19 protein-coding genes and 1 riboswitch are annotated in these 23,212 nt (G+C 72.2%); of the genes, 11 read left to right on the top strand and 8 right to left on the bottom strand.

Translation table 11 applies throughout. The annotated features are described in order from the left end of the window. Positions 1–21: 21 nt before the first annotated feature. On the bottom strand, positions 22–561 hold the full coding sequence (locus AB0O19_RS15065) for a hypothetical protein (RefSeq protein WP_363619742.1): 540 nt from the start codon (positions 559–561) through the stop codon (positions 22–24). 365 nt (positions 562–926) lie between these two features. On the opposite strand from AB0O19_RS15065, the gene AB0O19_RS15060 reads away from it, so the two are divergent. The 3 genes from AB0O19_RS15060 to glsA all read left to right on the top strand — a co-directional run bounded on the left by AB0O19_RS15060 (position 927) and on the right by glsA (position 3,022). Next, positions 927–1,352 carry a DUF6325 family protein gene (locus AB0O19_RS15060; RefSeq protein ID WP_363619740.1) on the top strand — a complete coding sequence of 142 codons (426 nt, stop codon included), beginning with the start codon at positions 927–929 and terminating at the stop codon, positions 1,350–1,352. Between the two features lie 46 nt (positions 1,353–1,398). Beyond that, the gene (locus AB0O19_RS15055; protein WP_363586172.1) at positions 1,399–1,701 is read left to right on the top strand and encodes an SHOCT domain-containing protein; all 303 of its coding nucleotides are present in this window, start codon (positions 1,399–1,401) and stop codon (positions 1,699–1,701) included. A 76-nt stretch (positions 1,702–1,777) separates the two neighbouring features. Further along, positions 1,778–3,022, top strand: coding sequence for a glutaminase A (gene glsA, locus AB0O19_RS15050; protein ID WP_363619738.1), 1,245 nt, complete (start codon positions 1,778–1,780; stop codon positions 3,020–3,022). Between the two features lie 18 nt (positions 3,023–3,040). Here glsA and AB0O19_RS15045 read toward each other — a convergent pair whose 3' ends face one another. Continuing rightward, positions 3,041–4,741: an AbgT family transporter gene (locus AB0O19_RS15045; protein WP_363619736.1), complete on the bottom strand. Its 1,701-nt coding sequence runs from the start codon at positions 4,739–4,741 to the stop codon at positions 3,041–3,043. Further along, on the bottom strand, positions 4,738–6,180 hold the full coding sequence (locus AB0O19_RS15040) for a leucyl aminopeptidase (RefSeq protein ID WP_363619734.1): 1,443 nt from the start codon (positions 6,178–6,180) through the stop codon (positions 4,738–4,740). Before AB0O19_RS15040 ends, AB0O19_RS15045 begins: the two co-directional genes overlap by 4 nt. A 358-nt stretch (positions 6,181–6,538) precedes the next feature. On the opposite strand from AB0O19_RS15040, the gene AB0O19_RS15035 reads away from it, so the two are divergent. Then, the gene (locus tag AB0O19_RS15035) at positions 6,539–7,363 is read left to right on the top strand and encodes an SAM-dependent methyltransferase (protein ID WP_363619732.1); all 825 of its coding nucleotides are present in this window, start codon (positions 6,539–6,541) and stop codon (positions 7,361–7,363) included. A gap of 86 nt (positions 7,364–7,449) precedes the next feature. Then, on the top strand, positions 7,450–8,121 hold the full coding sequence (locus AB0O19_RS15030; RefSeq protein ID WP_363619730.1) for a hypothetical protein: 672 nt from the start codon (positions 7,450–7,452) through the stop codon (positions 8,119–8,121). A gap of 61 nt (positions 8,122–8,182) precedes the next feature. Here AB0O19_RS15030 and AB0O19_RS15025 read toward each other — a convergent pair whose 3' ends face one another. Next, positions 8,183–9,475 (bottom strand): cytochrome P450, encoded by a 1,293-nt coding sequence (locus tag AB0O19_RS15025; protein WP_363619729.1) that lies wholly within the window; start codon positions 9,473–9,475, stop codon positions 8,183–8,185. A 223-nt stretch (positions 9,476–9,698) separates the two neighbouring features. Continuing rightward, a complete protein-coding gene (locus tag AB0O19_RS15020) occupies positions 9,699–10,700 on the bottom strand; it encodes a LacI family DNA-binding transcriptional regulator (protein ID WP_363619727.1) in 1,002 nt (333 codons plus the stop codon). A gap of 177 nt (positions 10,701–10,877) precedes the next feature. Between AB0O19_RS15020 and AB0O19_RS15015 the strand changes: the two genes are divergently transcribed. Continuing rightward, positions 10,878–11,819 (top strand): nitrilase-related carbon-nitrogen hydrolase, encoded by a 942-nt coding sequence (locus AB0O19_RS15015; protein ID WP_363619895.1) that lies wholly within the window; start codon positions 10,878–10,880, stop codon positions 11,817–11,819. A gap of 145 nt (positions 11,820–11,964) precedes the next feature. Here the strand turns inward: AB0O19_RS15015 and AB0O19_RS15010 are convergent, their stop codons facing one another. Beyond that, positions 11,965–12,297 (bottom strand): metalloregulator ArsR/SmtB family transcription factor, encoded by a 333-nt coding sequence (locus tag AB0O19_RS15010; protein ID WP_363619725.1) that lies wholly within the window; start codon positions 12,295–12,297, stop codon positions 11,965–11,967. Between the two features lie 97 nt (positions 12,298–12,394). Next, positions 12,395–12,637: riboswitch (cobalamin riboswitch) on the top strand. A gap of 50 nt (positions 12,638–12,687) precedes the next feature. Here AB0O19_RS15010 and AB0O19_RS15005 point away from each other — a divergent pair. After that, a complete protein-coding gene (locus tag AB0O19_RS15005; RefSeq protein WP_363619723.1) occupies positions 12,688–13,797 on the top strand; it encodes a HoxN/HupN/NixA family nickel/cobalt transporter in 1,110 nt (369 codons plus the stop codon). Between the two features lie 181 nt (positions 13,798–13,978). On the opposite strand, the gene asnB is transcribed toward AB0O19_RS15005, so the two are convergent. Further along, positions 13,979–15,826: an asparagine synthase (glutamine-hydrolyzing) gene (gene asnB / locus AB0O19_RS15000; RefSeq protein ID WP_363619721.1), complete on the bottom strand. Its 1,848-nt coding sequence runs from the start codon at positions 15,824–15,826 to the stop codon at positions 13,979–13,981. A 228-nt stretch (positions 15,827–16,054) separates the two neighbouring features. Next, entirely contained in the window at positions 16,055–17,458 is a 1,404-nt protein-coding gene (locus tag AB0O19_RS14995) for a short-chain fatty acyl-CoA regulator family protein (RefSeq protein WP_363619719.1), read from the bottom strand. 348 nt (positions 17,459–17,806) lie between these two features. On the opposite strand from AB0O19_RS14995, the gene aceA reads away from it, so the two are divergent. The 4 genes from aceA (at position 17,807) to AB0O19_RS14975 (ending at position 23,098) form a co-directional block, all read left to right on the top strand. Then, the gene (gene aceA, locus AB0O19_RS14990; RefSeq protein ID WP_363619718.1) at positions 17,807–19,102 is read left to right on the top strand and encodes an isocitrate lyase; all 1,296 of its coding nucleotides are present in this window, start codon (positions 17,807–17,809) and stop codon (positions 19,100–19,102) included. A gap of 101 nt (positions 19,103–19,203) precedes the next feature. Next, on the top strand, positions 19,204–20,814 hold the full coding sequence (aceB, locus tag AB0O19_RS14985; protein ID WP_363619716.1) for a malate synthase A: 1,611 nt from the start codon (positions 19,204–19,206) through the stop codon (positions 20,812–20,814). Positions 20,815–20,841: 27 nt separating this feature from the next. Next, complete coding sequence (locus AB0O19_RS14980; RefSeq protein WP_363619714.1) at positions 20,842–21,702, top strand: 3-hydroxybutyryl-CoA dehydrogenase; 861 nt, start codon at positions 20,842–20,844, stop codon at positions 21,700–21,702. 169 nt (positions 21,703–21,871) lie between these two features. Next, positions 21,872–23,098, top strand: coding sequence for a hypothetical protein (locus AB0O19_RS14975; RefSeq protein WP_363619712.1), 1,227 nt, complete (start codon positions 21,872–21,874; stop codon positions 23,096–23,098). The last annotated feature ends 114 nt before the right edge of the window (positions 23,099–23,212 follow it).

Below are 23,212 nucleotides of genomic sequence, written 5' to 3'. Positions count from 1 at the left end.
TCGAGGGCACGCGGTGGCGCCTCAGTCCTGGTCCAGCTTGGACAGGGCGTCGGTGATCAGGCGGGTGGCGAAGTCGTGGTCGTCGCCGGACACCCGGTTGACGTGCTCCGCGAGCAGGGTGGCCGTGGCTTCCAGGGGGTTCATCTCGGCGTCGGTCCAGGGCCCGTACTGCGCGCGCCACAGGTTGGGGCTCAGGCCGCTGCCCGCGGCGATCACCAGGCCGGCCATGGTGGGGATGACCTCGGGGCGGAAGGTCCTGGGCATCATCCGCATCGTCGCCACGAGGGTGGGCACCACGTGCTCGATGACGTCCTTGTCGTGCTCCTCGCAGGCCGACCGCAGCCAGTTCATGAACAGGTAGATGAGCGTGCACGCGCCGTCCAGCAGCGCGTTGAACTCTTCGGGGCCCACGGATGCGGCGAACTCGTCGACCAGCCGCTGCTGTTCGGGGTCCGTCCCGGTCCTACCGTCGTAGACGGCCTTGAGCCGGGAGTCGATCATCATGAGCGCGGTGCTCACATCGCCGACGGCGGCGTATCGGGGGTCACAAGGCGATGACACGGGACTCCTTCTCACACGGCCGCGGCGGGTGCGCGGCGGGTCCGGTCGCAGGGTTCTTCGGCCGGTCGGGTCACCCGCCCGACGGTACCGCTCCCCGTTGCGGCCGGGCGCCCGTTTCCGCCCCTCGCCCACGCCCCGGCGGGCCGCCCGCGCTCACCCGTCCGCGGCGGCTTTCCGCAGGTCCCGGTGGTACGGCGGAACGCCGGGGGAGGTGGTGCGGCCCCCGGCGATCCGGTTCCACTCGTCAACAGCGCGCCCTCAGTACGTCATCAGTACGGGTGAGCCGTCCGCGCGGTCGCGGCGGCGCTCGGGGCGGCGGAGGATGAGGGTACGGGCGGGACGCGATGCGGAAGGGGCGTGGCGCCATGGACGTCGGACCGGTCGAGTACGCCGTCATGGCCTTCCCGGGCAACCGGTTCCGGGGGGCGATCCTGCCGGAGCTCAAGCGCCTGACCTCCGAGGGGATCATCCGCATCCTCGACCTCACCTTCATCAAGAGGGACGAGCGGGGGACGGTCCGCGTCCTCGAACTCGACGCCCTGGACAGCGACGAAGCCGCCGTGTTCGCCGAACTGGACGGCGAGATCATGGGCCTGCTGAGCGACGAGGACCTGGCCAGCGTCTGCGACGAGATCCCGGCGGGGTGCTCGGCGGCGATCATCGTCTGGGAGCACCGCTGGGCCGCGCCGCTGCTGCGGGCACTCGACGACGCGGACGGGGTCCTGGTCACGCGCGAGCACGTGCCGCACACCGTGGTGGCGGCGGCCGACCTCGCCGCGATCGGTCTCTGAAAGATCGGACTCCAAAAGGGGAGCCGGACTCCGAGAAGGAGCTGTCATGATCGGCCGTCGTCTGTCGCGCAGCGGACGCCCGGGGCTCATCGGCACCGCCGCCCGCACCGCCGTCATCGCCGGGACCGCCACGTCCGTGTCGAGCAGGGTCGCCGCCCGGCACCAGCAGGCCACCGCGCAGGCGGCCCCGGCACCGCCGTCGCCCGCACCCGCGTCTCAGGCCGTGCCGGGCGCCGCGCCGAACGACCAGACGCTCGCCCAGCTCGAACGCCTCGTCGAACTGCGGCAGAGCGGGATGCTGACCGACGACGAGTTCACGGCGGCCAAGCAACGCCTCCTCACCTCGTGAACCCCCTCCGCCGGACGGCGCCCGCACGAGGGCAGGGCCCGACCGGGCCCGCGCGCTGCGCCGCCGTGGTGCGGTGATGGAGCCCGTGGCGGCGGTGCTCGCCGAACTCGTCGAACGGCACCGCGCCGATACCGCCGGTGACGTCGCCCGCTACATCCCCGAACTCGCCCGCGCCGACCCGCACGCCTTCGGCCTCGCCATGGTCAGCGTCCAGGGCCACGCCTATCAGGCCGGTGACGCGTCGGCCGCCTTCACGATCCAGTCGGTCTCGAAGCCCTTCGTGTACTCGCTGGCACTGTCGGAGCTGGGGCTGGCCGAGGTGGCCAGGAGGGTCGGGTTCGAGCCGAGCGGGGAGCCGTTCAACGCGATCAGCCTGGAGGCCGGCACCGGGCGCCCGGCGAACCCGCTGATCAACGCCGGGGCGATCGTGACGACCGCGCTGATCGGCGGCGACTGCGAGGCCGCGTTCGAACGGATCCGCGACACCCTGTCGGGCTTCGCCGGCCGCCGGCTGACGGTCGACGAGGACGTCTACCGGTCCGAGGCCGCCACCGGGGACCGCAACCGGGCGCTGGCCTACCTCACGCTCTCCCAGGGTGTGCTGGAGCGCCCGGCCCAGCAGGCCTGCGACGTGTACTTCCGCCAGTGCGCGATCGAGGTCACCGCCGTCGACCTGGCCGTCATGGGCGCCACGCTGGCCAACGGCGGGCGCAACCCGGTGACCGGGCGCCGCGTCGTGGACGCCGACGCGGCGAGCGCGACGCTGTCGGTCATGGCCACCTGCGGCATGTACGACCACAGCGGGGAATGGATGCTGAGGGTGGGCCTGCCGGCCAAGAGCGGCGTCGGCGGAGGGGTCTGCGCCGTGGGCCCCGGCCAGTTCGGCGTCGGCGTGTTCAGTCCCCCGCTGGACCCTCGGGGCAACAGCGTCCGCGCGAGCGCCGTCCTGCGGGAGCTGTCCGCCGAACTGGGCCTGCACGTCCTGCGGCACACCGAGCGTGCGCGCTCACCGCTCCAGGTGGTGCGCACCGACCACGGCGCGCACCACCTGGAGCTGTTGGGCGACCTCGGTTTCGCCGCCGCCGAGGAGATCGTCCACTGCGTCCGTCGCCTGGCCCGCGATCAGCCCCGGCCGCTGGTCACGGTCGACCTCTCCCACGTCACCGCCGTGCGCCCGATCGCCCGCAGGCTGCTGGCCGACTGCGCCGCCGGGCTCCGGGCCCGGACGACGGTGCGCTTCGTCGACCCCGCGGGCCTGGTCCGAAGGCCGTCCGCAGACCGGAGCGACACCCCGGCCGAGAGAGCCGAGAGAGCCGAGTGAGCACCGGCAAGCACGCGTTCACAGCTTGACGGGCGCGCCCGGCCCCATCGGGATGCCGATGGCGTACCAGGCGACGAAGAACAGCAGCCAGGCCACCGCCACGACGACCGTGTAGGGGATCATCAGGGAGATGACGGTGCCGACACCGGCCTGCTTCCTGAACTTCTGGCACTGCAGGACGATGAACGGCAGGTAGACCATCAGCGGGGTGACGACGTTCGTCGGGGAGTCGCCGACCCGGTAGGCGGCCAGCACGGTCTGCGGCGCGACGCCGAGGCGGATGAACAGGGGCACGAAGATCGGCGCGAAGATCGCCCACTTGGGGATGATCCCGGGGATGATCAGGTTGATGACGTAGGTCAGCAGGATGAAGGCGATCAGGAGCCAGATCGCACCGATGTTCGCGCTCTCCAACTGGTCGGCGAGCTGCACGGCGACCACCGTGGCGATGTTGCTGTAATTGAAGTACGAGATGAACTGGGCGATGATCAGCAGCAGGAAGATCAGGCCGCCGAGCCCGGCGAAGGTCTTGGTGATCGCGTCCATCGCGGCGGCGCTGCCGCGCAGGGTCTTCGCGCCCGCGCCGAAGGCCAAGCCCATCACCAGGAACGCGATCATGATGATGACGATCAGGCCGTCCATGAACGGCGAGTCCTCGAACAGGCTCCCCGTTTCCGGGTTGCGCAGCGGCGCGCCGGGGATGAACGCGAGCAGCGTGACGGCCACCACGAGCGCGATCAGCGAGAGGCCGGCGTAGCGCAGCCCCCGGGCCTCGGCCGCGGTGTCGACGGGGGGTTCCTCGCTGTCCGCGACGGCGGCGGTGTCCCGCGGCTGCCAGGGGCCCAGGCGGGGTTCGATGATGCGTTCGGTGATGAAGGTGATGACGATGGTGAGGAACAGGGTGGAGCCGATCGCGAAGTAGTAGTTCGCGGTCAGGTTGAGGGACTGCCCGGGGTTGACGAGCCTGATCGCCTGGTTGGTGATCTCGGTCATGATGCCGTCGATCGGGGCGATGAGCAGGTTGACGCTGAAGGCCGCGCTGACTCCGCCGAAGGCCGCGGCGATCCCGGCGAGGGGGTGGCGCCCGGCGCTGATGAAGGCGACCGCTCCCAGCGGGATGAGGACGAGGTAGCCGGCGTCGGAGGCGATGCTGGACAGGATGCCGGCGAAGACGATGATCGCGGTGAGGGTCTCCGGTGGTGAGATCCTGACCAGGCGTCGGATCACGGCCGCGATCAGTCCGGCCTCCTCCGCGAGCCCGACGCCGACCATGATGACGAGGATGACCGCGACGACGCCGAAGTCGTTGAAGTTGTGCGCCGCGGAGGTGAACAGGAACCGGACGCCGTCGCCGGACAGCAGGCTCTCGACCTTCGTCGTCTCGACGACGGTCTCGTAGTGGTGGGTGTACGTCGACTCCGGCGGCAGGTGGGTGCCCGCGTACTCGGTGCCGCCCTCGTGGACCTGCGTGGCCGGGTAGGGAACGGACTTGACCGTCTCGCTGGTGACGTGGACGTCGAACGCGGCCAGGACCGCCGACAGCACGATCACCAGGACGCACAGCAGCAGGAAGATGATGGCCGGGTGCGGGACCTTGTTCCCGATCTTCTCGATGGCGTCCAGGACGCGCCCCGACCCGCCGCCGGACTTTCCGTTCCCGGAGGCGGTGGCGCTCTTGTCCTGCGGGCCGTCGGCCTGGGCGTGGGCGAGGGCGCTCACCGGCCGGCCTCCTCACTGATCGAGCGGGTGGAGTCGGTCCGCGCGGCCGTCGACGGAGGGGTGAAGGCCAGCGCGAGCTCTGCGAGCAGGCGCGCGCCGAAGCCGGTGCAGCCCTTGGTGCGCCAGCCGCTCGGCTTGTCGTTCTGGGCCGGCCCGGCGATGTCGATGTGCGCCCAGGGGCGGCCGGCGACGAACTCCTCCAGGAACAGCGCGGCATGGATCGCCCCGCCGTTGGGGCCGCCCATGTTCTTCAGGTCCGCCACCTCCGAGTCCAGCTCCGGCCGGTAGCGCCGCGACAGCGGCAGCTGCCAGGCCGGCTCGCCGGTGCGGGCGGCGGCGTCCAGGACCTGGTCGACCAGCGGCTGGGCGTTGCCGAACACGCCCGCGGTCTCGGCGCCGAGCGCCCGCAGACACGCGCCGGTCAGGGTGGCGATGTCCACGATCGCGTCCCCCGGCTCCTCGCCGGCCAGGACCAGGGCGTCCGCCATGACCAGGCGGCCCTCCGCGTCGGCGTTGACCACCTCCACGCTCGTGCCGCCGCGCATCCACAGCACGTCGCCCAGCTTGAGCGCCGAGCCCGAGGGCATGTTGTCCGTGCACATCAGGTAGCCCGTCACGGCCGTCCGGCAGCCGAGGCCGGCCAGGACGCACAGGGCCGCCAGGATCGCCCCTGCACCGGACATGTCGTTCTTCATCGTCGCGTGCACGGCGTCGGCGGGCTTGAGGCTGATGCCCCCGGAGTCGTACGTGATGCCCTTGCCCACCAGGGCCAGCCGGGGCGTCCCGTCACCGGCGCCGGAGGGCAGGTAGGTGAGCTTGACCATGCGGGCTTCGTCCACGCCGCCCCGGTTCACGCCCAGCAGGCCGCCGCAGCCCAGTTCCTCCAGTTCCCGCTGCCCGAACACCTCCACCTTCAGGCCGCACTGCGCGCCGAGCCGCACCGCGACCTCGGCCAGGTCCGGCGCGGTCAGCAGGCTGGGCGGCGCGCTGGCCAGGTCCCGGGCCAGCATCGTCGCGCGGGCCAGCCACACCCCGCGCTCGACGCCCCGCTCGACGGCCTCGCGCGAGTCCGAGTCCGAGTCCGAACCCGCCACGACCGTGACAGCCTCCAGCGCCGTGCCGGACGGCTCGCGCTTGAGCGGATCGAAGCCATAACGGGCCAGCAGCACCCCCTCCACCAACGCCTGCGCCGCCTCCGCCGGCTTCGCACCCGCCCCGGACGGCACCACGACGGCCAGCCGCGAACGGCCCGGCACCGCGAGCGCCACGGCCGCCCCGGCGTCCCTCAGCACATCGGGACCTGCCGCACCCTCCGGCCCCGTCCCGTAGAGCACGACGTCCGGCCCGTCCTCCCGGGGCACCAGCAGCACCCGGCCCGCCGCCCCCGTCATGCCGGCGGCCTCCACGGCCCCCGGGCCCAGCCCGATCCACGCCGGCACCGCCACTGCCCCTTGGACCACCGGCAGCCCCACCGCCTCCGGATCTCGCACCGCCTCCGGATCCCGGGCCGGCGCGACGTCAACCCTCGGAACGCGGCTCCACGAAGGAATGAGATCGAGGGCTGCCATGCTCTGCGCCACTGTGCTCTCCTCTGCTGGGGCGGCGGTCCAGAGGCCGCCGGTCCCAGCAGCCGCTCCCCAGTAAGACGCACGGTCAGGGCGCTTCCAGGACACGCCACGCGCTGTGCCCCCCGAACGCACGAACGCCCGAGGCCCCCGCCCGGACGCGCGGGCGGAGGTGGGAAGACACCCCTAGGCTTGAGGCCGCACTGGTCCGAGGGACGGGGAGTCGGCTGCCGTGACCGATCGCAGCACAGAGGATGATCAGTCGAAGCCGAGCATCGCCCGGGTCTACGACTATCTGCTCGGCGGCAAGGACAACTACGCCGTCGACCGCGAGATCGGCGACTTCTTCATCAAGGACCTGCCCGGTTCGCGGGCGATGGCCTTCGCCAATCGCGGGGCCCTCGTTCGCGCCGTGGCGGCCATGGCCCGCGACGGCGTCTCCCAGTTCGTCGACATGGGCAGCGGTCTGCCCACCGCCGACAACGTGCACCAGGTCGCCCAGCGGCACCGTCCGGACGCGCGCGTCGTCTACGTCGACCACGACCCGGTCGTGGTCGCCCACAGCCGGGCCCTGCTGGCCGCCGACGACCGCACCACCGTGATCCGGGCGGACCTGCGCGCGCCGGAGGAGCTCTACCACGACCCCGGCCTACAGGAGTTGATCGACTTCGACGAGCCGGTGGGCGTCGTCTTCAGCGCCGTGCTGCACCACCTCACCGATGCCGAACGCCCCGCCGAGCTCGCGCGCTGGTGGGTGGACCGGGTGCCGTCGGGCAGTCAGGTCTACATCTCCCACTTCCGCTCCGGCGGGAACGAGGAGACCCGGCTCATGGAGCAGAAGCTGCAGAGCAGCTTCGGCCGCGGCCGCTGGCGCACCGACGAGGAGATCACCGGCCTGTTCGACGGCCTTGAGCTCCTCGAACCGGGCCTGGTCCCCTGCTCCCTGTGGCGGCCGGACCCCGCGCCGGACGACGACGGCACCGGGAACGGCGTGGACAGGCCCGCTCCGACGGTGTGGGAACAGCTGATCTCCTGCGCACTGGCCCGCAAGCCGTAGCCGGCTGTTGGCCCGCGCGCCCCGTACGTCTCGTACGCCGTGCGGGCGGACCGGGAGTGTCAGTGGCGTGTTGTTGAGTGTGCGCCATGACTGTTCACCACCTGCTGGCCGCCCTGCCCGGGCCCGACGAGCTGCGCGCCCGCTGCCGGGCGCTCGCGCTGCTGGACTCGATCGTCTCCGCCCCCTACGCACCCGACCACTCGTACGTGGCCGGGTGGCGTCCGGGCGTCGATCTGGCGTGCATGGACAACGGTTCCGGTGACCAGTACGCGATCGTCTTCGACCCGGCCGGGGTGTTCCTCTACGGGTTCGACCACGAGAGCGACGCCACCCCGTGGCGGGAGGAGGACCGTGCGCACTGGCCCGGCCTGCTCGACGGACTGCCCGGCCCGCTCGCGCACTACGCGCAGGCGCCGGAGTTCCAGCTCGACGGCTTCTTCGACGCGACCGTGTGCGCCTGGCGCGAGACGGGCGGCACCGACTGGCGGTGCGGGCCGGTCGAGTTCGCCGACGGCGAGACGGACGGCGCCGACTGGCTGTTCGGCCTGCTCACCGGCGCCGACGGTACGGAGGCGTTCGTGGACTACGCCGAGGACTACCACGAGCAGTCCGTCGACCGGGAGGCGGTGGCGGCCGTGCTAGCGGACGCCCCGCTCGATCGCCGAATAGTTTCCGCGCTCTCGCCCACCGCGAACTTCGACACCGTCGCCGCGTTGGCCCGCGCGCTGGGTTACCGCACCGTTCGGGAGGACGGCTGAGAAGTCACCGGTCAGCTAAGTCGCGTCGGCCAGGTCCGCCCGCAGACGCGACCGGCGTGGGCTAGAGCGACACCGTGTGGCTCGGGGGTTGGAGGCGTACGGGGAGGGTCTTCAGGTGCCAGTTGAGCGGGTTGGTGCCGCGTTGCAGGTGCCCCGGGTCGACGGCGAGTTGCAGGTCGGGTACCCGGCTGAACAGCGCGGCCAGGGCGACAGCGGCCTCCTCCTGGGCGAGGTGCGCGCCCAGGCAGCGGTGCGCGCCGTGTCCGAAACCGAGGTGGGGCTCCTTGCTGTGGCGGGTGCGGCCGAGGTCGAGGCGGTCGGGGTCGGCGAAGGCGGCGGGGTCCCGGTTGGCCGCGGACACGATCGGGAGGACGGCTTCTCCGGCGCACACCGGGGTGGCGCCGACGGTGGTGTCGCGGGTGGCGTAACGGGGCAGCGCGCGCACGACGGGCCCGCAGTAGCGCATGAGTTCATCGACGGCGTGCGGCATGAGGGCGGGGTCCTCGCGCAGCAGGGCGAGCTGGTCGGGGTGGGCGAGGAGCGCTTCGGTGCTGTTGGCGATGAGGTTGACGGTGGTGATGTGCCCGGCGACGACCAGGTTGGTGATGAGCGAGACGAGCTCGTCGGTGCTCAGGCGGTCGTCGTGGTGGGGCGCGAGCAGTTCGGAGATGAGGTCGTCGCCCGGGTCCGCGGTGTGGAGGCCGACGAGGAGGTGGGCGTCGGCGACCATTCCGGCGAGCGCGTCGCCCAGTTCCTCGCCGCAGGTGCCGGCGGCCAGGGTGGCGCTGCGGCTCCGCCAGCGGTCGCGGTCGGCTTCGGGGACGGCGATGAGTTCGCAGATGACGGTGATGGGCAGCGGTCGGGCGAAGTGTTCGATCAGGTCGACGACGCCGTCCTCGGCGTGGTCCGGCAGGCGGTCGAGCAGGTCGGCGGCGATGGCTTCGATCCGGGGGCGCAGCGCGGCCACGCGGCGCGGGGAGAACGCGGCGGCGACCAGGCCGCGCAGACGACGGTGGTCGGAGCCGTCCGAGTCGAAGATCCCGGCACGCAGGTACTTCTCGTGGCCCGCGTACATGCCGCGGGCTTGCCAGGTCTGTTCGGTGCGGTGGGCCACCTTCGCGCCGGGGACGGTCGCGGCGTCGATGGTGAAGTCGGGATCGCTCATGATCGTGCGGATGTCGTCGTGGCGGGTCGCCACCCACATGGGGTCGACGCCTCGGACGCGGCCCCGCACCAGGTGCTCGCGTTCGCGGATGTGCGCGTAGGAGGTGAACGGATCGCGGACCAGCTCCTGATCCGCCAGGTCCAGTGGTTCGTCGCCGGACTCGGTGGTGGTCCGCCCTTCCGTCGTCATGGTGAGGCGCTCCCAACGGGTGGTCGTTCCGTGACGGCATCATGGCGGCCGGACCGCGCCCCACCTGCCGCTATCGGTGCCAATCCACCCGAACGAATGCATTCGCCCCCGACCCCGGAGACGAGGACGCCCGGTCGTCGTCCGGGGCCGCGGTCGATGTCCGTTCGGGTCGGTGTCCGTTCGGGTCGGTATCCGTTCGGGTCGGTATCCGTTCGGGTCGGTGTCAGCCGCGACCGGCGGTGGAAGCCCGGACGTGGAGTTCCCAGGCGTGGGTCCGTACCACGCCCGGTTCCGCCGCGCCCGACAGCAGGTCGCTGAGCAGGGCCGCGCATTCGCGGCCGTACTCCGCCGCGCGCAGGTCCACCGCCGTCACCTGCGGGCTCGACCCGCGTGCCGCGGCGCCGTCGACGCAGGCGGCCACCAGCACCTCGGTTCCGGCCCGCAGGCCTGCCCGGGCCACGGCTGCCAGCACGCCGGGCACCGCGCCGTCGGGGGCGCAGACCACGGCGTCCAGGCCCGGGGTGCCGGCGAGCAGGTCCGTGGTGGCGGCCTCGGCCTCGGTCGGCGTGGCCGCGAACGGGACCGTTCGCACGGCGACCTCGACGCCGTGGCGCCCGGTCCAGTCGGCGGCGGCGGCCCGCAGGGCGGTCGCCCAGTCGGATCCCGGGCCGGGGGCCAGCAGTGCCGGGCGGCGTGCGCCGCGCTGCGCGAGGTGGTCCAGCAGGGCGGCGAGCGAGGTGGCGTTGTCGCACACCACCGATCCGCTGGGTGCGGCCCCGCCTCCGAGGTAGCGCTCCCCGGTGACCACGGGTACGCCGGCGGCCAGCAGACCGGGCACGGCCGGGTCGTCGACCTCCGGATCGATGACCATCAGCCCGTCGACCCGGGCGGCCAGCCCGCCCTCCGCCGCCTTCCCGGGGGCCAGCAGCACCACGTCGAGGCCGTCCTCGCGGGCTCGCTCGACGGCGCCGAACGCCAGCTTCATGTAGTAGTCGAGGCGGGTCGCCGTGCGCGGCAGGTACAGGCCCACTGCCCCGGTGCTGGAGCGGCGCAGGCTGCGCGCCGCCGAGTTCGGCCGGTAGCCGAGCTCTCGGGCCGCGGCCTGGACGCGTTCACGCGTCGCCTCGGCCACCCGGCCGGATCCGAGGAGGGCGTCGGAGGCGGTGCTCTTGGACACCCCGGCCGCCCGGGCCACGTCGAACAGGGTCACGGATCGGCTGGTCACAGCCCGGAAGTCTAGACGCAGAACCGGAGGCCACCCGTGGTCCGGGCGCCTGCGATGCTCCTCGCACCCCCTTGCCGGAACGTTCCGGCAACGCTTAGGGTCACCCGTGCCGGAACGTTCCGGCACGGCTTCGGCCTGCTCCCGACACCATGACCCGAGATGACCCGAGGACCCGCCATGCGCCTGATCACCGCCCTGAACCCGCCCGCGTCCCCGGCCCGCACCCGCGCGCCCCGGCGCGCCGCCCTGCGGGTCGCCCTCGTCCAGCAGCGCTGGCACGCGGACCCCGAGCAGCACCGGGCCGGCCTGCTGGAGGGAATCCGCCTCGCCGCCGAACAGGGCGCCGCCCTCGTCGCCCTCCAGGAGCTCACGCTCTCCCCGTACTTCGCCGTGCTGCGCCAGTCCGACCACCCGCAGGCCGTCGAGCCCGAGGACCTGCGCACCGGCCCGACCTTCGCGTTCGCCGCGGCCGCCGCCCGCGAGCACGGCATCCACGTGCACGCCTCGCTCTTCGAGAAGGCCGACGGACCGGACGGCCCCGACGGCCTCGGCTACAACACCGCGATCCTCGTCGCCCCCGACGGCACCCTGGTGCAGCGCACCCGCAAGCTGCACATCCCCGTGACCGAGGGCTACTACGAGGACACCTGGTTCCGCCAGGGCCCGGCCGGCGAGGACGCCTTCCCCCTCGCCGAGGTGGGCGACGCCGCCATCGGCCTGCCGACCTGCTGGGACCAGTGGTTCCCCGAGCTCGCCCGCGCCTACTCCCTCGCCGGCGCCGACGTGCTCGTCTACCCGACCGCCATCGGCTCCGAGCCGGGCCACCCCGGCTTCGACACCCAGCCGCTGTGGCAGCAGGTCATCACCGGCAACGCCATCGCCAACGCCACCTTCATGGTCGTCCCCAACCGCATCGGCACCGAAGGCGAACTCACCTTCTACGGCAGCTCGTTCATCGTCGACCCGTACGGCCGCGTGCTCACCCGGGCACCGCGCGACGAGGCCGCCGTCCTGGTCGCCGACCTCGACCTCGACCAGCGCCACGACTGGCTCGAACTCTTCCCCTTCAACACCACCCGCCGCCCCGACGCCTACGCGCCCCTGACCGCCCAGCGCTGACGCCCCCGGCCTCCCCGGTCAGGAAACGGACCTGCCCCGGGGAGGCCCTTCGGCCTCGCCGACCATGCGACCCGTCCCCACCGGGACACCGGTGCGTGTTCCCCTCACGTTCGCTGCCGGGTTCCGCCACCGAGGCGCTCCCGGTTCAGGCGCGCCTCGGCAGGGTCTCGTCGAGGAGACGGGCGACGCCCTGGTCACGGAGCCGGTAGCGCACCACTCGCCCGTCCCGCTCGGCCGAGACCACGCCGGAGGCCCTCAGGAGGCGGAGGGCCTGGGAGACGGCGGTCGGGCTGATACCGCAGGCGCCGGCGAGGTCGGAAACCGGGATCGGCCCGGCGGCGTGCATCGCCGCCAGCAAGGCCAGCCTGCCGGGCTCGGCCAACAGCGCGAACCTCTCGGCGACAGCGCGCAGTTGGTCACGGTCGGCCACCGCAGCGACGGCAGCCTGAACCGCTCGGGCATCGATTGCCTCGGGCATGTGCTGCCCTTCCCCCTCGTCACGGCTTTGTCAGCACTTTGCGTTATTGCAACATATGCGCAACTGCGCAGCCTTGTCGACTGACTGTCCGAGCCCCTACGGTGTTCCCCGCCGTGGTGTTCGGGAAGTCCGGTGACAGCTCCTCAGGGGCCGAATCCGGCGCGGCCCTCGCCACTGTGAACGGGAAGTGCCCCCGGCGCGCCCGCAGCCACTGCGGGCAGTCACCGGTGCCGTACGGCGCACGGGAAGACGAGCCGCGGGGTGCGCTCAGCCCTGCCCGGACGCGGGCAGAACTGTCCATCCCCCAGCCAGGAGACCGGCCACGGCGCGCACGACTCCCCCGACCTCGCCGGGGGTGCCCCCATCGAGGAGCTGGAGAGGCCGCCCGTCATGACCCTCACCGACGACACCCCGTCATCCGCCCTGCCCCTGCCCCCGCGCTGGCAGCGCCGGGACACCGTCCGCACCGCCAGTCTGCTCGGCGTCATCCTCGCCATGCACGTGGTCGCCTTCGGCATGCTGTTCCTGCTCGTCGCGCCCAACCACTACACGATCGGGAACCAGGCCTTCGGCGTCGGCCTCGGCATCACCGCCTACACCCTCGGCATGCGACACGCCTTCGACGCCGACCACATCGCCGCCATCGACAACACCACCCGCAAGCTGATGGCCGACGGCCAGCGCCCGGTCTCGGTCGGCTTCTGGTTCGCCCTCGGCCACTCCAGTATCGTCATGGCGATGGCCGCCCTGGTCGCCGGCGGCGCGCAGATCGCCGGCACCCTGGTCGACGGCCAGTCCACCGCCCACCAGTGGCTCGGCGTCATCGGCACCAGCGTCTCCGGCACCTTCCTCTACCTCATCGCCGCGCTCAACCTGATCGCCCTGGCCGGCATCTACAAGGTCTACAAGGCCATGCGGGCCGGCCAGTTCGACGAGAGGCAGTTGGAGAAGCACCTCGACGAGCGCGGCTTCATGAACCGCATCCTCGGCAAGCTCACCAAGTCCATCCGCCGCCCCGGCCAGATGTACCCGGTCGGCGTGCTCTTCGGCCTCGGCTTCGACACCGCCACCGAGGTCGCCCTGATGGTCATGGCCGGCTCCGGCGCCGCCTCCGGCCTGCCCTGGTACGCCATCATCTGCCTGCCGCTGCTCTTCGCCTGCGGCATGAGCCTGTTCGACACCCTCGACGGCACCTTCATGAACTTCGCCTACCACTGGGCGTTCTCCAACCCGGTCCGCAAGGTCTACTACAACCTCACCATCACCGGCCTGTCCATCGCCGTCGCCTTCGTCATCGGCACCATCGAACTGGTCGGCGTGCTGCACGAGAAGCTCGACCTCACCGACCCCGTCACCGGCTGGATCGCCGATATCAGCCTCGACAACGTCGGCTACATCCTCGTCGGCATGTTCGTCGTCGTCTGGGCCTGCGCACTCGCCTACTGGCGCTTCAGCAACGTCGAGCAGCGTTGGGCCACCCGCGTCGGGAAGACCGGCTGACCCGCCCGCCCGGGCCGGCTCCTCCTTCGACCAGGAACGGGGTCGGCCGCGTCCGCCCCGTCCTGCGCCCTTCGTGGCCCGACCACCGTCGGGCCACGAAGGGCGTTCGCGTTCCTGGCGAGGACGTCAGTCAGAGGGCGAGTCAGACTCATCAGCAGAACCACCAGTCACATCATCACTGTCAGAGGGCCAGGGCGGGGCGGTGGTGGTCGAGCCACAGCGCGAGGTCGACGACCCGCTCCAGGCGGAGCCGGTGGCCCCACGGCAACTGCTCGGCAGGCGTGTCGAGGGCGGCCCCGACGACCGTCTCGTCGGCGATGTCCCGGACGTGCGGTGCGTCCAGCGCCTCGCGGGCCAGCCGCTGCAGACCCGCGTTGTAGTCGGGGTGGTGGGTGGCCGGGTAGTGGTTCTTCGGCCGCCACAGCACCGACTCGGGGGCGATGCCCCGACCGAGGTCGCGCAGCAGGCTCTTCTCCCGGCCGTCGTGGTTCTTCATCGCCCAGGGGGTGTTGAAGGCGTATTCGACGAGGCGGTGGTCGCAGTAGGGCACGCGCACCTCCAGGCCCTGGGCCATGGAGAGGCGGTCCTTGCGGTGCAGGAGTTGGCGCAGCCAGCGGGTGAGCGAGAGGTGCTGCATCTCGCGCAGGCGGTGTTCGGCGGCGCTCTCGGAGTCGAGGCGGGGGACGGCGGCCACGGCGGTGCGGTAGGTGTCGGCGCGGAACTCGGGGATGCGCAGCCGGGCGGCGAGGTCGGGGTGGAGCGGCATGGCGGCCTGGTCCCCGGTCACCAGGAGCCAGGGGAAGGCGCGAGCGGCGAGCGCCTTCGGGTGGTGGAACCACGGGTAGCCTCCGAAGACCTCGTCGGCGGCCTCGCCGGAGAGGGCGACGGTGGAGTGCTTGCGGATCTCTCCGAACAGCAGGTAGAGCGAGGTGTCCATGTCGCCGACGCCGATCGGCGAGTCCCGGGCGGCGACCACGGCGCGCCGGTTGTCCGGGTCGAGCAGGGCGCGGGGGTCGAGGACGACGGTGGAGTGCTCGGTGCCGATGAACGCGCCGGCCTCGGCGGCGAAGGGGGTGTCGTGGCCGGTGCGCAGCACGTCGCCGGTGAACCGTTCGGCCTGGTCGCTGTAGTCGACGGCGTAGGAGCGCAGGGTGGCCTGCGGCCCTTCGCGGAGCCGGAGTTCGTCGGCGATCAGGGCGGTGACGACGGTGGAGTCGAGGCCGCCCGAGAGCAGGCTGCACAGCGGGACGTCGGCCTCAAGCTGGGTGCGGGCGGCGCGGTCGACCAGGCCGCCGATCAGCTCGGTGGTGGTCTGCGGGTCGTCGGTGTGCGGGCGGGCGGTCAGCTCCCAGTAGCGCCGTTCGCGGATGCCGTCGCGGTCGAGGACGAGCAGGCTGCCGGGGTGGACCTCGCGGACGCCGGCCCAGACGGTGGGGCCGGTGTTGAACAGGAGGCTGTAGGCCTCGCGCAGGCCGTCGGCGTCCACGGTGGGGGTCACCTCGGGGTGGGCGAACAGGGCCTTGGGTTCGGAGCCGAAGGCGAGGCCGCCGTCGGTTTCGGCCCAGAACAGCGGCTTGACCCCGAGCCGGTCGCGGACCAGCAGCAGGCGCTGCTCGCGGTCGTCCCAGACGGCGAAGGCGTACATGCCCTCCAGGTGGTCGACCAGGGCGTCTCCCCACTCCTGGTAGGCGCGCAGGACCACCTCGGTGTCGCTCCGGGTCTCGAACCGGTGGCCCTTGGAGGCGAGTTCGGATCTCAGCCGGTGGTGGTTGTAGACCTCGCCGCTGTAGGTGAGCACCACCTGCGGGTGTTCGGGGCGGTCGGTCATGGGCTGGGTGCCGCCCTCGATGTCGATGACGGCGAGGCGGCGGTGGCCGAGCGCGGCGTGGCGGCCGAGCCAGACCCCGCCGGCGTCGGGTCCGCGCCGGGCCATGGTGTCGGTCATCGCCTGGATGACGGAGGCGGCGCCGTGGCCGATGTCCTGGTGGAAGGACTGGTGGAAGGACACCCAGCCGGTGATCCCGCACATGCTCGCGCTCCTGGGGTGAAGGGGTGTGCTCTGCCGGACGCTGTCGGCGACGGCGCCCGGCCCAGAAGTCGGGCCGGACGTCCGGGAAGTTCCGGGCAACCGCAGGATTCCGGGGGCGGGTCGGGCGGTGCCCGCGCGAAGCCCGTCGGGGGTGAACCGTTGGGCGTCGGGCTCGGACGGAGGGGCGTCGGGCTCGGTCGGCCGGGTCGGTACGCCGGCCGGCGGCGTTCAGTTCCGGGGATCGGGCAGCGCGGGGTAGGGGATGAAGGTGCTGGTGTGCTCGTCGAGCGCCAGCGGCCGGCCGATGGCGGGCGCGGCGCGCTGCGGGCACGCCGGGCGTTCGCACACCTTGCAGCCGAGCCCGATCGGGGTGGCGGCCGCCACGTCGCCGAGGTCCAGTCCCGCCGAGTACACGAGCCGTGCGGCGTGGCGGAGTTCGCAGCCGAGGCCGATGGCGAAGGTCTTGCCGGGGCGGCCCCAGCCGCCGGGTGAGCGGGTGACGGCGCGGGCGGTCCAGAGGTAGCGCCGGCCGTCGGGCATGGCGGCGACCTGGACGTGGACCCGGCCGGGGGCGGCGAAGGATTCGTAGACGTTCCACAGCGGGCAGGTGCCGCCGGTGCGGGAGAAGTGGAAGTCGGTCGCGGACTGGCGCTTGGAGACGTTGCCGGCCCGGTCGACCCGGACGAAGGAGAACGGCACGCCGCGCAGCCGGGGCCGCTGGAGGGTGCTGAGCCGGTGGCAGACCGTCTCGTAGCCGACGCCGAAGTGGTCGGCGAGGTGCTCGATGTCGTAGCGCGCCGATTCGGCCTCGGCGTGGAAGGCGGCGTACGGCAGCACGAGGGCGGCGGCGAAGTAGTTGGCCAGGCCGATCCGGGTGAGCGACCAGGCGGTGGAGCCTTCCGGGCTTTCCTGGGCCGCGAGTTCGGACAGCAGCGGATCGTGTTCCAGGTAGGCGAGTTGGGTGGCCATCCGGAACGCCTGCTGGCCCGGGCGCAGCCGGTCCGACAGGCTCAGGACCCTGCTGCGCGGGTCGTACCGGTGCAGGTGCTCGCCTCCGGCGACGGTCCGTACACCGTGGCCGGAGGCGAGCCGGTCGGCCAGCACCGCCCTGACCTCGCCGCGCCGCAGGCCGATGGATCTCGCCAACTCCTCGGCTGCGGTGTCGAGTTCGTGGAGGTAGTTCTGGCGGCGGTAGAAGAACTCGCGGACCTGTTCGTGCGGGGTGAGGGTGTCGGGCGCCGGGCCACGATCCCCGGCGAGGACGGCGAGCTGCTCGGCGACCGCCCGTCGGCCGCGGCCGAGGTCCATGAGCAGCCGCGCCACGGCGGGCAGGCGCGCGGCCACCTCGTCGAGGTCCCCGGCGGTGACCCGTCCGGCCGCGAGCTCCTCGCCGAGCGCGTCGCGCAGTTCGGCGGTGAGCCGGGCGCTGTCGGGCGGGGCGAAGTACCCGGCCTCGACACCGAAGGCCTCGGTGAGGCGCAGCAGGACGGGCACGGTGAGCGGGCGGGCGTCGTGCTCCAGCTGGTTGAGGTAGCTGGGTGAGAGGTCGATCAGCCGGGCGAGGGCGGCCTGGCTGAGTCCGCGCTCCTCGCGCAGGCGGCGCAGCCGGGCGCCGGCGAAGGCCTTTCCCATCGTGTCGTTCTCCCCCACTGCGCGCATCGACCGACCCGGTGCGGGAAGCCTAGCCGCACCGCGGGGGGTCAAGTCGTCGCAACCTTCGCAGATGTGCCGAAGACCGTTCGCAGAAGTTGGCAGTGGTCCATCGGTGACGGCGGCTCCGCGGGGTGCCAGAGTCGGTGGTGCGGCCGGGAGGTGCGCAGGACAGCAGCGGAAGACCAGCCCGGTCGCGGCCGGGCAGGCTGTCCGGGCGTCCACGTCCTGCGGTGTTACGCCGCCGCCCGGCACCGCCCGGCCGCCCACTCGCCCTCGCGGTGAGGTACCTCACAACCTTCGCAACGAGCACCCCTGGGGAGCAGACCCATGACTCAGTCGGTCCGGCAGCAGCAGGAGCAGCAGGCGGCGGCGCTGGCCGCCCGGTGGGCGTCCGACCCGCGGTGGGCGGGCATCGAGCGCACGTACTCGGCGGCCGAGGTCGTGCGGCTGTCCGGCACCGTCCGCGAGGAGCACACGCTGGCCCGCCGGGGCGCCGAGCGCCTGTGGCGGCAGTTGCACGAGCAGGACTACGTGCACGCCCTCGGCGCGCTGACGGGTGGCCAGGCCGTGCAGATGGTGAGGGCCGGGCTGCAGGCGATCTACCTGTCCGGGTGGCAGGTCGCGGCCGACGCCAACCAGGCCGGCCAGACCTACCCGGACCAGAGCCTCTACCCGGCCAACTCCGTTCCCCAGGTGGTGCGTCGGATCAACAACGCGCTGCTGCGCGCCGACGAGATCGACGCGGCGGAAGGGGCGGACGGCGGGCCGGACTGGCTGGTGCCGATCGTCGCCGACGCGGAGGCCGGTTTCGGCGGTCCGCTGAACGCCTTCGAGCTCACCAAGGGCATGATCGCGGCCGGCGCGGCGGGCATCCACTACGAGGACCAGCTCGCCTCGGAGAAGAAGTGCGGGCACCTGGGCGGCAAGGTGCTCGTCCCCACCGCCCAGCACGTCCGCACCCTCAACTCCGCCCGCCTGGCCGCCGACATCGCCGACGTGCCGACCCTGATCGTGGCCCGCACGGACGCGCTCGCCGCCAACCTGCTGACCAGCGACGTCGACGAGCGCGACGCCCGGTTCTGCACCGGCGAGCGCACCGCCGAGGGCTTCTACCGGGTCGAGCCGGGCATGGCCCCGGTGATCTCGCGCGGCCTCGCGTTCGCCCCTTACGCGGACCTGATCTGGGTGGAGACCGGCACCCCGGACCTCGCCCAGGCCCGCGAGTTCGCCGAGGCGCTCAAGGCCGAGTACCCGGACAAGATGCTCGCCTACAACTGCTCGCCGTCCTTCAACTGGAAGGCGGCCCTGGACGACGACCAGATCGCCAAGTTCCAGCGGGAGTTGGGCGCGATGGGCTACCGCTTCCAGTTCATCACGCTGGCCGGCTTCCACGCGCTGAACCACTCGATGTTCCAGCTCGCCCGCGGCTACGCCGAGCACGGGATGACGGCCTACGTCGACCTCCAGGAGGCCGAGTTCGCGGCCGTGCCGCAGGGCTACACCGCCGTGAAGCACCAGCGCGAGGTCGGCACCGGCTACTTCGACCTGGTCTCCACCGCGCTCAACCCGAACGCCGAGACGCTCGCCCTGACCGGCTCCACCGAGGCCGAGCAGTTCCACTGAGCCGCCCTGGCGGCCTCCTTGGGGAGAGACCGCCCTTCACCCCGCCGCCCGGGGCCTCGTTGAGGGACGAGGCCCCGGGCCCACTCTCTTGGAGAAACCGGATGAGCCAGCCCAGCCGCATCGACGTCCTCGGCGAACACGAGGACCGCTTCGACGAGATCCTCACCCCTGCCGCCCTGGACTTCGTGGCACGCCTGCACGAGGCCTTCGCCGACCGCCGCGCCGAACTCCTCGCCGAGCGCCGCCGCCGCAGTGCGCTCCTCGCCGCCGGAGGCACCCTGGACTTCCTGCCCGAGACCCGCGCCGTCCGTGAGGACCCGACCTGGCGGGTCGCCGGCGCCGGCCCCGGCCTGGCGGACCGGCGGGTGGAGATCACCGGCCCGCCCGAACGCCGGATGGCCGTCAACGCGCTCAACTCCGGCGCCAAGGTGTGGCTGGCGGACTTCGAGGACGCCACCTCCCCCACCTGGCACAACCTGCTCTCCGGCCAGCTGAACCTGCTCGACGCGATCGAGCGCCGGATCGACGACACCACCCCGGAGGGCAAGCGGTACCGGATCGGCGACACGCCCGCCACCATCGTCGTGCGCCCGCGCGGCTGGCACCTCGACGAGCAGCACCTCCTGATCGACGGCCGCCCGGCGATCGGCGCGCTGGTCGACTTCGGCCTGCACCTCTTCCACTGCGGCCGGCGGCAGATCGAGCGCGGCAGCGGCCCGTACTTCTACCTGCCCAAGCTGGAGAACCACCTAGAAGCCCGGCTGTGGAACGACGTCTTCACCTTCGCCCAGGACGAACTGGGCATCCCGCACGGAACGATCCGCGCCACCGTGCTGATCGAGACCATCACCGCCGCGTTCGAGATGGACGAGATCCTGTACGAGCTGCGCGAGCACGCGGCCGGCCTCAACGCCGGGCGCTGGGACTACCTGTTCAGCCTGATCAAGAACTTCGCCACGCACGGCCCCCGCTACGTCCTGCCGGACCGCGCCACCCTCACCATGACCCAGCCCTTCCTGCGCGCCTACACCGACCTGCTGGTGCGCACCTGCCACCGCCGCGGCGCCCACGCCATCGGCGGCATGGCCGCCGCCATCCCGCAGCGCGACCCCGCCGCCAACGAGGCGGCCCTGGCCAAGGTCCGCGCCGACAAGGAGCGCGAGGCCGGCGACGGCTTCGACGGCTCCTGGGTCGCCCACCCCGGCCTCGTCGCCACCTGCCGGGCCGCCTTCGACACCGTCCTCGACGGCCGCCCGCACCAGCTCGACCGCACCCGCGAGGACGTCGAGGTCACCGCCGCCGACCTGCTCGGCGTGCACAGGCTGTCCGTCGGCCTGCCGACCGAACAGGGCCTGCGCTCCAACGTCGCCGTCGCCCTGCGCTACCTGACGGCCTGGCTCGGCGGCTCCGGGGCCGTCGCCGTCTTCGGCCTGATGGAGGACGTCGCCACCGCCGAGATCGCCCGCTGCCAGATCTGGCAGTGGCAGCACCACTGCTCCCGGCTGACCGGTGGATCGCTCGCCACCCCCGACCTCGTACGGCGGCTGATCGACCGCGAACGCGCCGCCCTGCTCGCCGAGGGCGCCGACCCGGCGCTGGTGGACGACGCCGTACGGATCCTGGAGGAGACCGCCCTCGGCGCCGAACTGCCCGCCTTCCTCACCACCGAGGCCTACGCCCGCCACCTCGTGCGGATCCGCACCGCGGCCTGAGCCGCCCGACCACGGAGGCAGCACCCCATGAACGACATCCGCCGCGTAGCGGTCGTCGGCGCCGGACAGATGGGCTCCGGCATCGCCGAGGTCTTCGCCCGCGCCGGCCTGGACACCGTCGTCTGCGAGGCTGGCCGGGACGCCCTGCGCGCCGCCCGCAGCCGGATCGACCGCTCCCTGCACCGCGCCGTCGACCGCGGCCGGATCAACGAGCAGCAGCGCACGGACGCCTGGGCCCACCTGCTGTTCGCCGACGACCTGGAAGCGCTCGCCGACCGCCAACTCGTCGTCGAGGACGAACGGGTCAAGACCGAGGTGCTGAGCACCCTGGACAAGGTGCTCGTCGCCGACGACGCCGTCCTGGCCACCAACACCTCCGCCATCCCGGTCACCCGCCTCGGCATCACCACCGACCGCGCCTCCCACGTCCTCGGCCTGCACTTCTTCAACCCCGCCCCCGTCATGCCGCTCGTCGAACTGGTCGCCTCGCTGCACACCGCCCCGACCGTCCTCGACCGGGTGGAGGCCTTCACCCGGGACACCCTCGGCAAGCACGTCATCCGCTCCCGCGACCGGGCCGGCTTCGTCGTCAACGCCCTGCTGGTGCCCTACCTGCTCTCCGCCGTCCGGATGGCCGAGGCCGGCCACGCCAGCCCGGCGGACATCGACGCCGGCATGGTCCACGGCTGCGCCCACCCCATGGGCCCGCTCCAACTCGCCGACCTCATCGGCCTGGACACCGTGCAGGCCATCGCCGAGTCCATGTACGAGGAGTACAAGGAACCGCTCTACGCGCCGCCGCCCCTACTCTCCCGCATGGTCGAGGCCGGACTGCTCGGCCGCAAGAGCGGCCGGGGGTTCCACGTCCACCACGCCGCGAGCGCCTGAGCCGCCGGGCCCTGCTGAACCGGACGCCCGGGGCGACGCGTTGTAGCCCGTAAGTGCGTGTACACGAGAAGCGCAATCGTCCCGACAGGCAGGAAAGTTGATGACACATCATGGCCGACGGCTGGCTGCGTTGCTCAGCGGGGTTTCCTTGGTCCTCTCTGCGCCGTTGATGTCGGGGCCGGCCTTCGCCGCGTCGGCCGATCCGGCGACCGGCTCCACCGCCGAGGCCTTCGCCGAGGCCCAGGAGCGGATAGTCGAGGCCGCGGACGAGGTCAACCGGCAGGCTCACCTGGACCCGGCCACCGGGTACGGCAACATCGTCGTGTCCGTGAAGGACGAGGGGTACACCCTCTACTGGAAGGGGGAGGTTCCCCAGGACATCGGTGGTCTGGTCGCCGCCCAGCGTGCCCGAGGCGTCGCCGTCTCGGTCGTTCCCTCGCGCTACAACGCCGAGGAGCTGAAGGAACGGGCGCACGCGATCATCACGTCCGACCTCCGCGTCAACGGCGCGGAGATCATCAGCGCGGGGCCGAGCAACGACAGCAACTCACTGAACATCGGCGTCGACGCCGCACAGCTCGCAGCCCAGGACAACGCTCGGGCCTCCCTGCAGAGCACGGCCTCGATCCCGGACAGCCTCACCCACGGCATCCCCGTCACCGTCGCGCCGGAGGAAGCCGCCCACAACACGGGTCTGCGGGAGGCGGACGGCTCCCCCTGGTTCGGCGGATCCCTCATCAAGACCACCGTGGGGGGTCTGAACGCGACCTGCACGTCCGCCTTCGGCGCCAAGTGGCCCAAGGAGCACAACCCCGCGGGATACGACCAGTACTACCTGATCACCGCCGAGCACTGCGTGTCGTCCGGCACCACGGTCAAGAGCGGCAACGGCCTGGTGATCGGCAAGGTGGCGGACGAGATCGTCCGTCACGACAGTGCGTTCATCTCGGTGGACAAGGCCTCGCCGTGGTTCTACACCGGCGGGCCGGTCAAGTCGACGACCCAGACCACGTCGAAGTTCACCGGCCCCGGCACCCTCTACGCCGGCATGGAGTTCTGCGTGAGCGGCGCGCTCACGGGGGAGGTCTGCGGCGGAAGGGCCGTCAGCACGGACCAGGAGAAGAAGATCGAGGGATCCACGCGCGTGGTGAGCGAGCTCGACCAGGTCGCCGGCAAGAACATGGCGGGGAAGGGGGACAGCGGCGGCCCCGTGTACTCGTACGGCACGCAGGGGAACAAGTTCGCCGCGGGAATCCTGTCCGCGAGCATCAAGGGAGAGAACTGCAAGAATCCGCTCGGTGGGACACGCCCGTCCTGTTCGCCCAACATCTACGTGACGGACCTCGCGTCGACCCTGCGCCTGTACAACGGCATGGTGATCGGCAACTTCGTGTAGCCGGATTCCTCCCGCCTGCGTGCGCAGGCCGGTGATCGGGGCGGCGCCGGCACGAAGTCGGCGTGGCCCCTGATCCTCTGGTGCAGGGGCGACGCCTGCCTGGTGCTCCCCTCA

This window comes from Kitasatospora sp. NPDC091276 (assembly GCF_040684355.1).
Lineage (GTDB): Bacteria > Actinomycetota > Actinomycetes > Streptomycetales > Streptomycetaceae > Kitasatospora.
The sequence above is the reverse complement of the archived record's forward strand: the minus strand, read 5'-3'. Positions and strand labels throughout refer to the sequence as shown.

What these genes read in the sequence shown, in the direction of transcription:
- AB0O19_RS15060 (WP_363619740.1), top strand. Translation starts at nt 927, where the DNA reads ATGGACGTCGGACCGGTCGAGTACGCCGTCATGGCCTTCCCGGGCAAC.
- AB0O19_RS15055 (WP_363586172.1), top strand. Translation starts at nt 1,399, where the DNA reads ATGATCGGCCGTCGTCTGTCGCGCAGCGGACGCCCGGGGCTCATCGGC.
- glsA (WP_363619738.1), top strand. Translation starts at nt 1,778, where the DNA reads ATGGAGCCCGTGGCGGCGGTGCTCGCCGAACTCGTCGAACGGCACCGC.
- AB0O19_RS15030 (WP_363619730.1), top strand. Translation starts at nt 7,450, where the DNA reads ATGACTGTTCACCACCTGCTGGCCGCCCTGCCCGGGCCCGACGAGCTG.
- AB0O19_RS15025 (WP_363619729.1), bottom strand. Translation starts at nt 9,475, where the DNA reads ATGACGACGGAAGGGCGGACCACCACCGAGTCCGGCGACGAACCACTG.
- AB0O19_RS15015 (WP_363619895.1), top strand. Translation starts at nt 10,878, where the DNA reads ATGCGCCTGATCACCGCCCTGAACCCGCCCGCGTCCCCGGCCCGCACC.
- AB0O19_RS15010 (WP_363619725.1), bottom strand. Translation starts at nt 12,297, where the DNA reads ATGCCCGAGGCAATCGATGCCCGAGCGGTTCAGGCTGCCGTCGCTGCG.
- AB0O19_RS15005 (WP_363619723.1), top strand. Translation starts at nt 12,688, where the DNA reads ATGACCCTCACCGACGACACCCCGTCATCCGCCCTGCCCCTGCCCCCG.
- asnB (WP_363619721.1), bottom strand. Translation starts at nt 15,826, where the DNA reads ATGTGCGGGATCACCGGCTGGGTGTCCTTCCACCAGTCCTTCCACCAG.
- AB0O19_RS14995 (WP_363619719.1), bottom strand. Translation starts at nt 17,458, where the DNA reads ATGGGAAAGGCCTTCGCCGGCGCCCGGCTGCGCCGCCTGCGCGAGGAG.
- aceA (WP_363619718.1), top strand. Translation starts at nt 17,807, where the DNA reads ATGACTCAGTCGGTCCGGCAGCAGCAGGAGCAGCAGGCGGCGGCGCTG.
- aceB (WP_363619716.1), top strand. Translation starts at nt 19,204, where the DNA reads ATGAGCCAGCCCAGCCGCATCGACGTCCTCGGCGAACACGAGGACCGC.
- AB0O19_RS14980 (WP_363619714.1), top strand. Translation starts at nt 20,842, where the DNA reads ATGAACGACATCCGCCGCGTAGCGGTCGTCGGCGCCGGACAGATGGGC.
- AB0O19_RS14975 (WP_363619712.1), top strand. Translation starts at nt 21,872, where the DNA reads ATGTCGGGGCCGGCCTTCGCCGCGTCGGCCGATCCGGCGACCGGCTCC.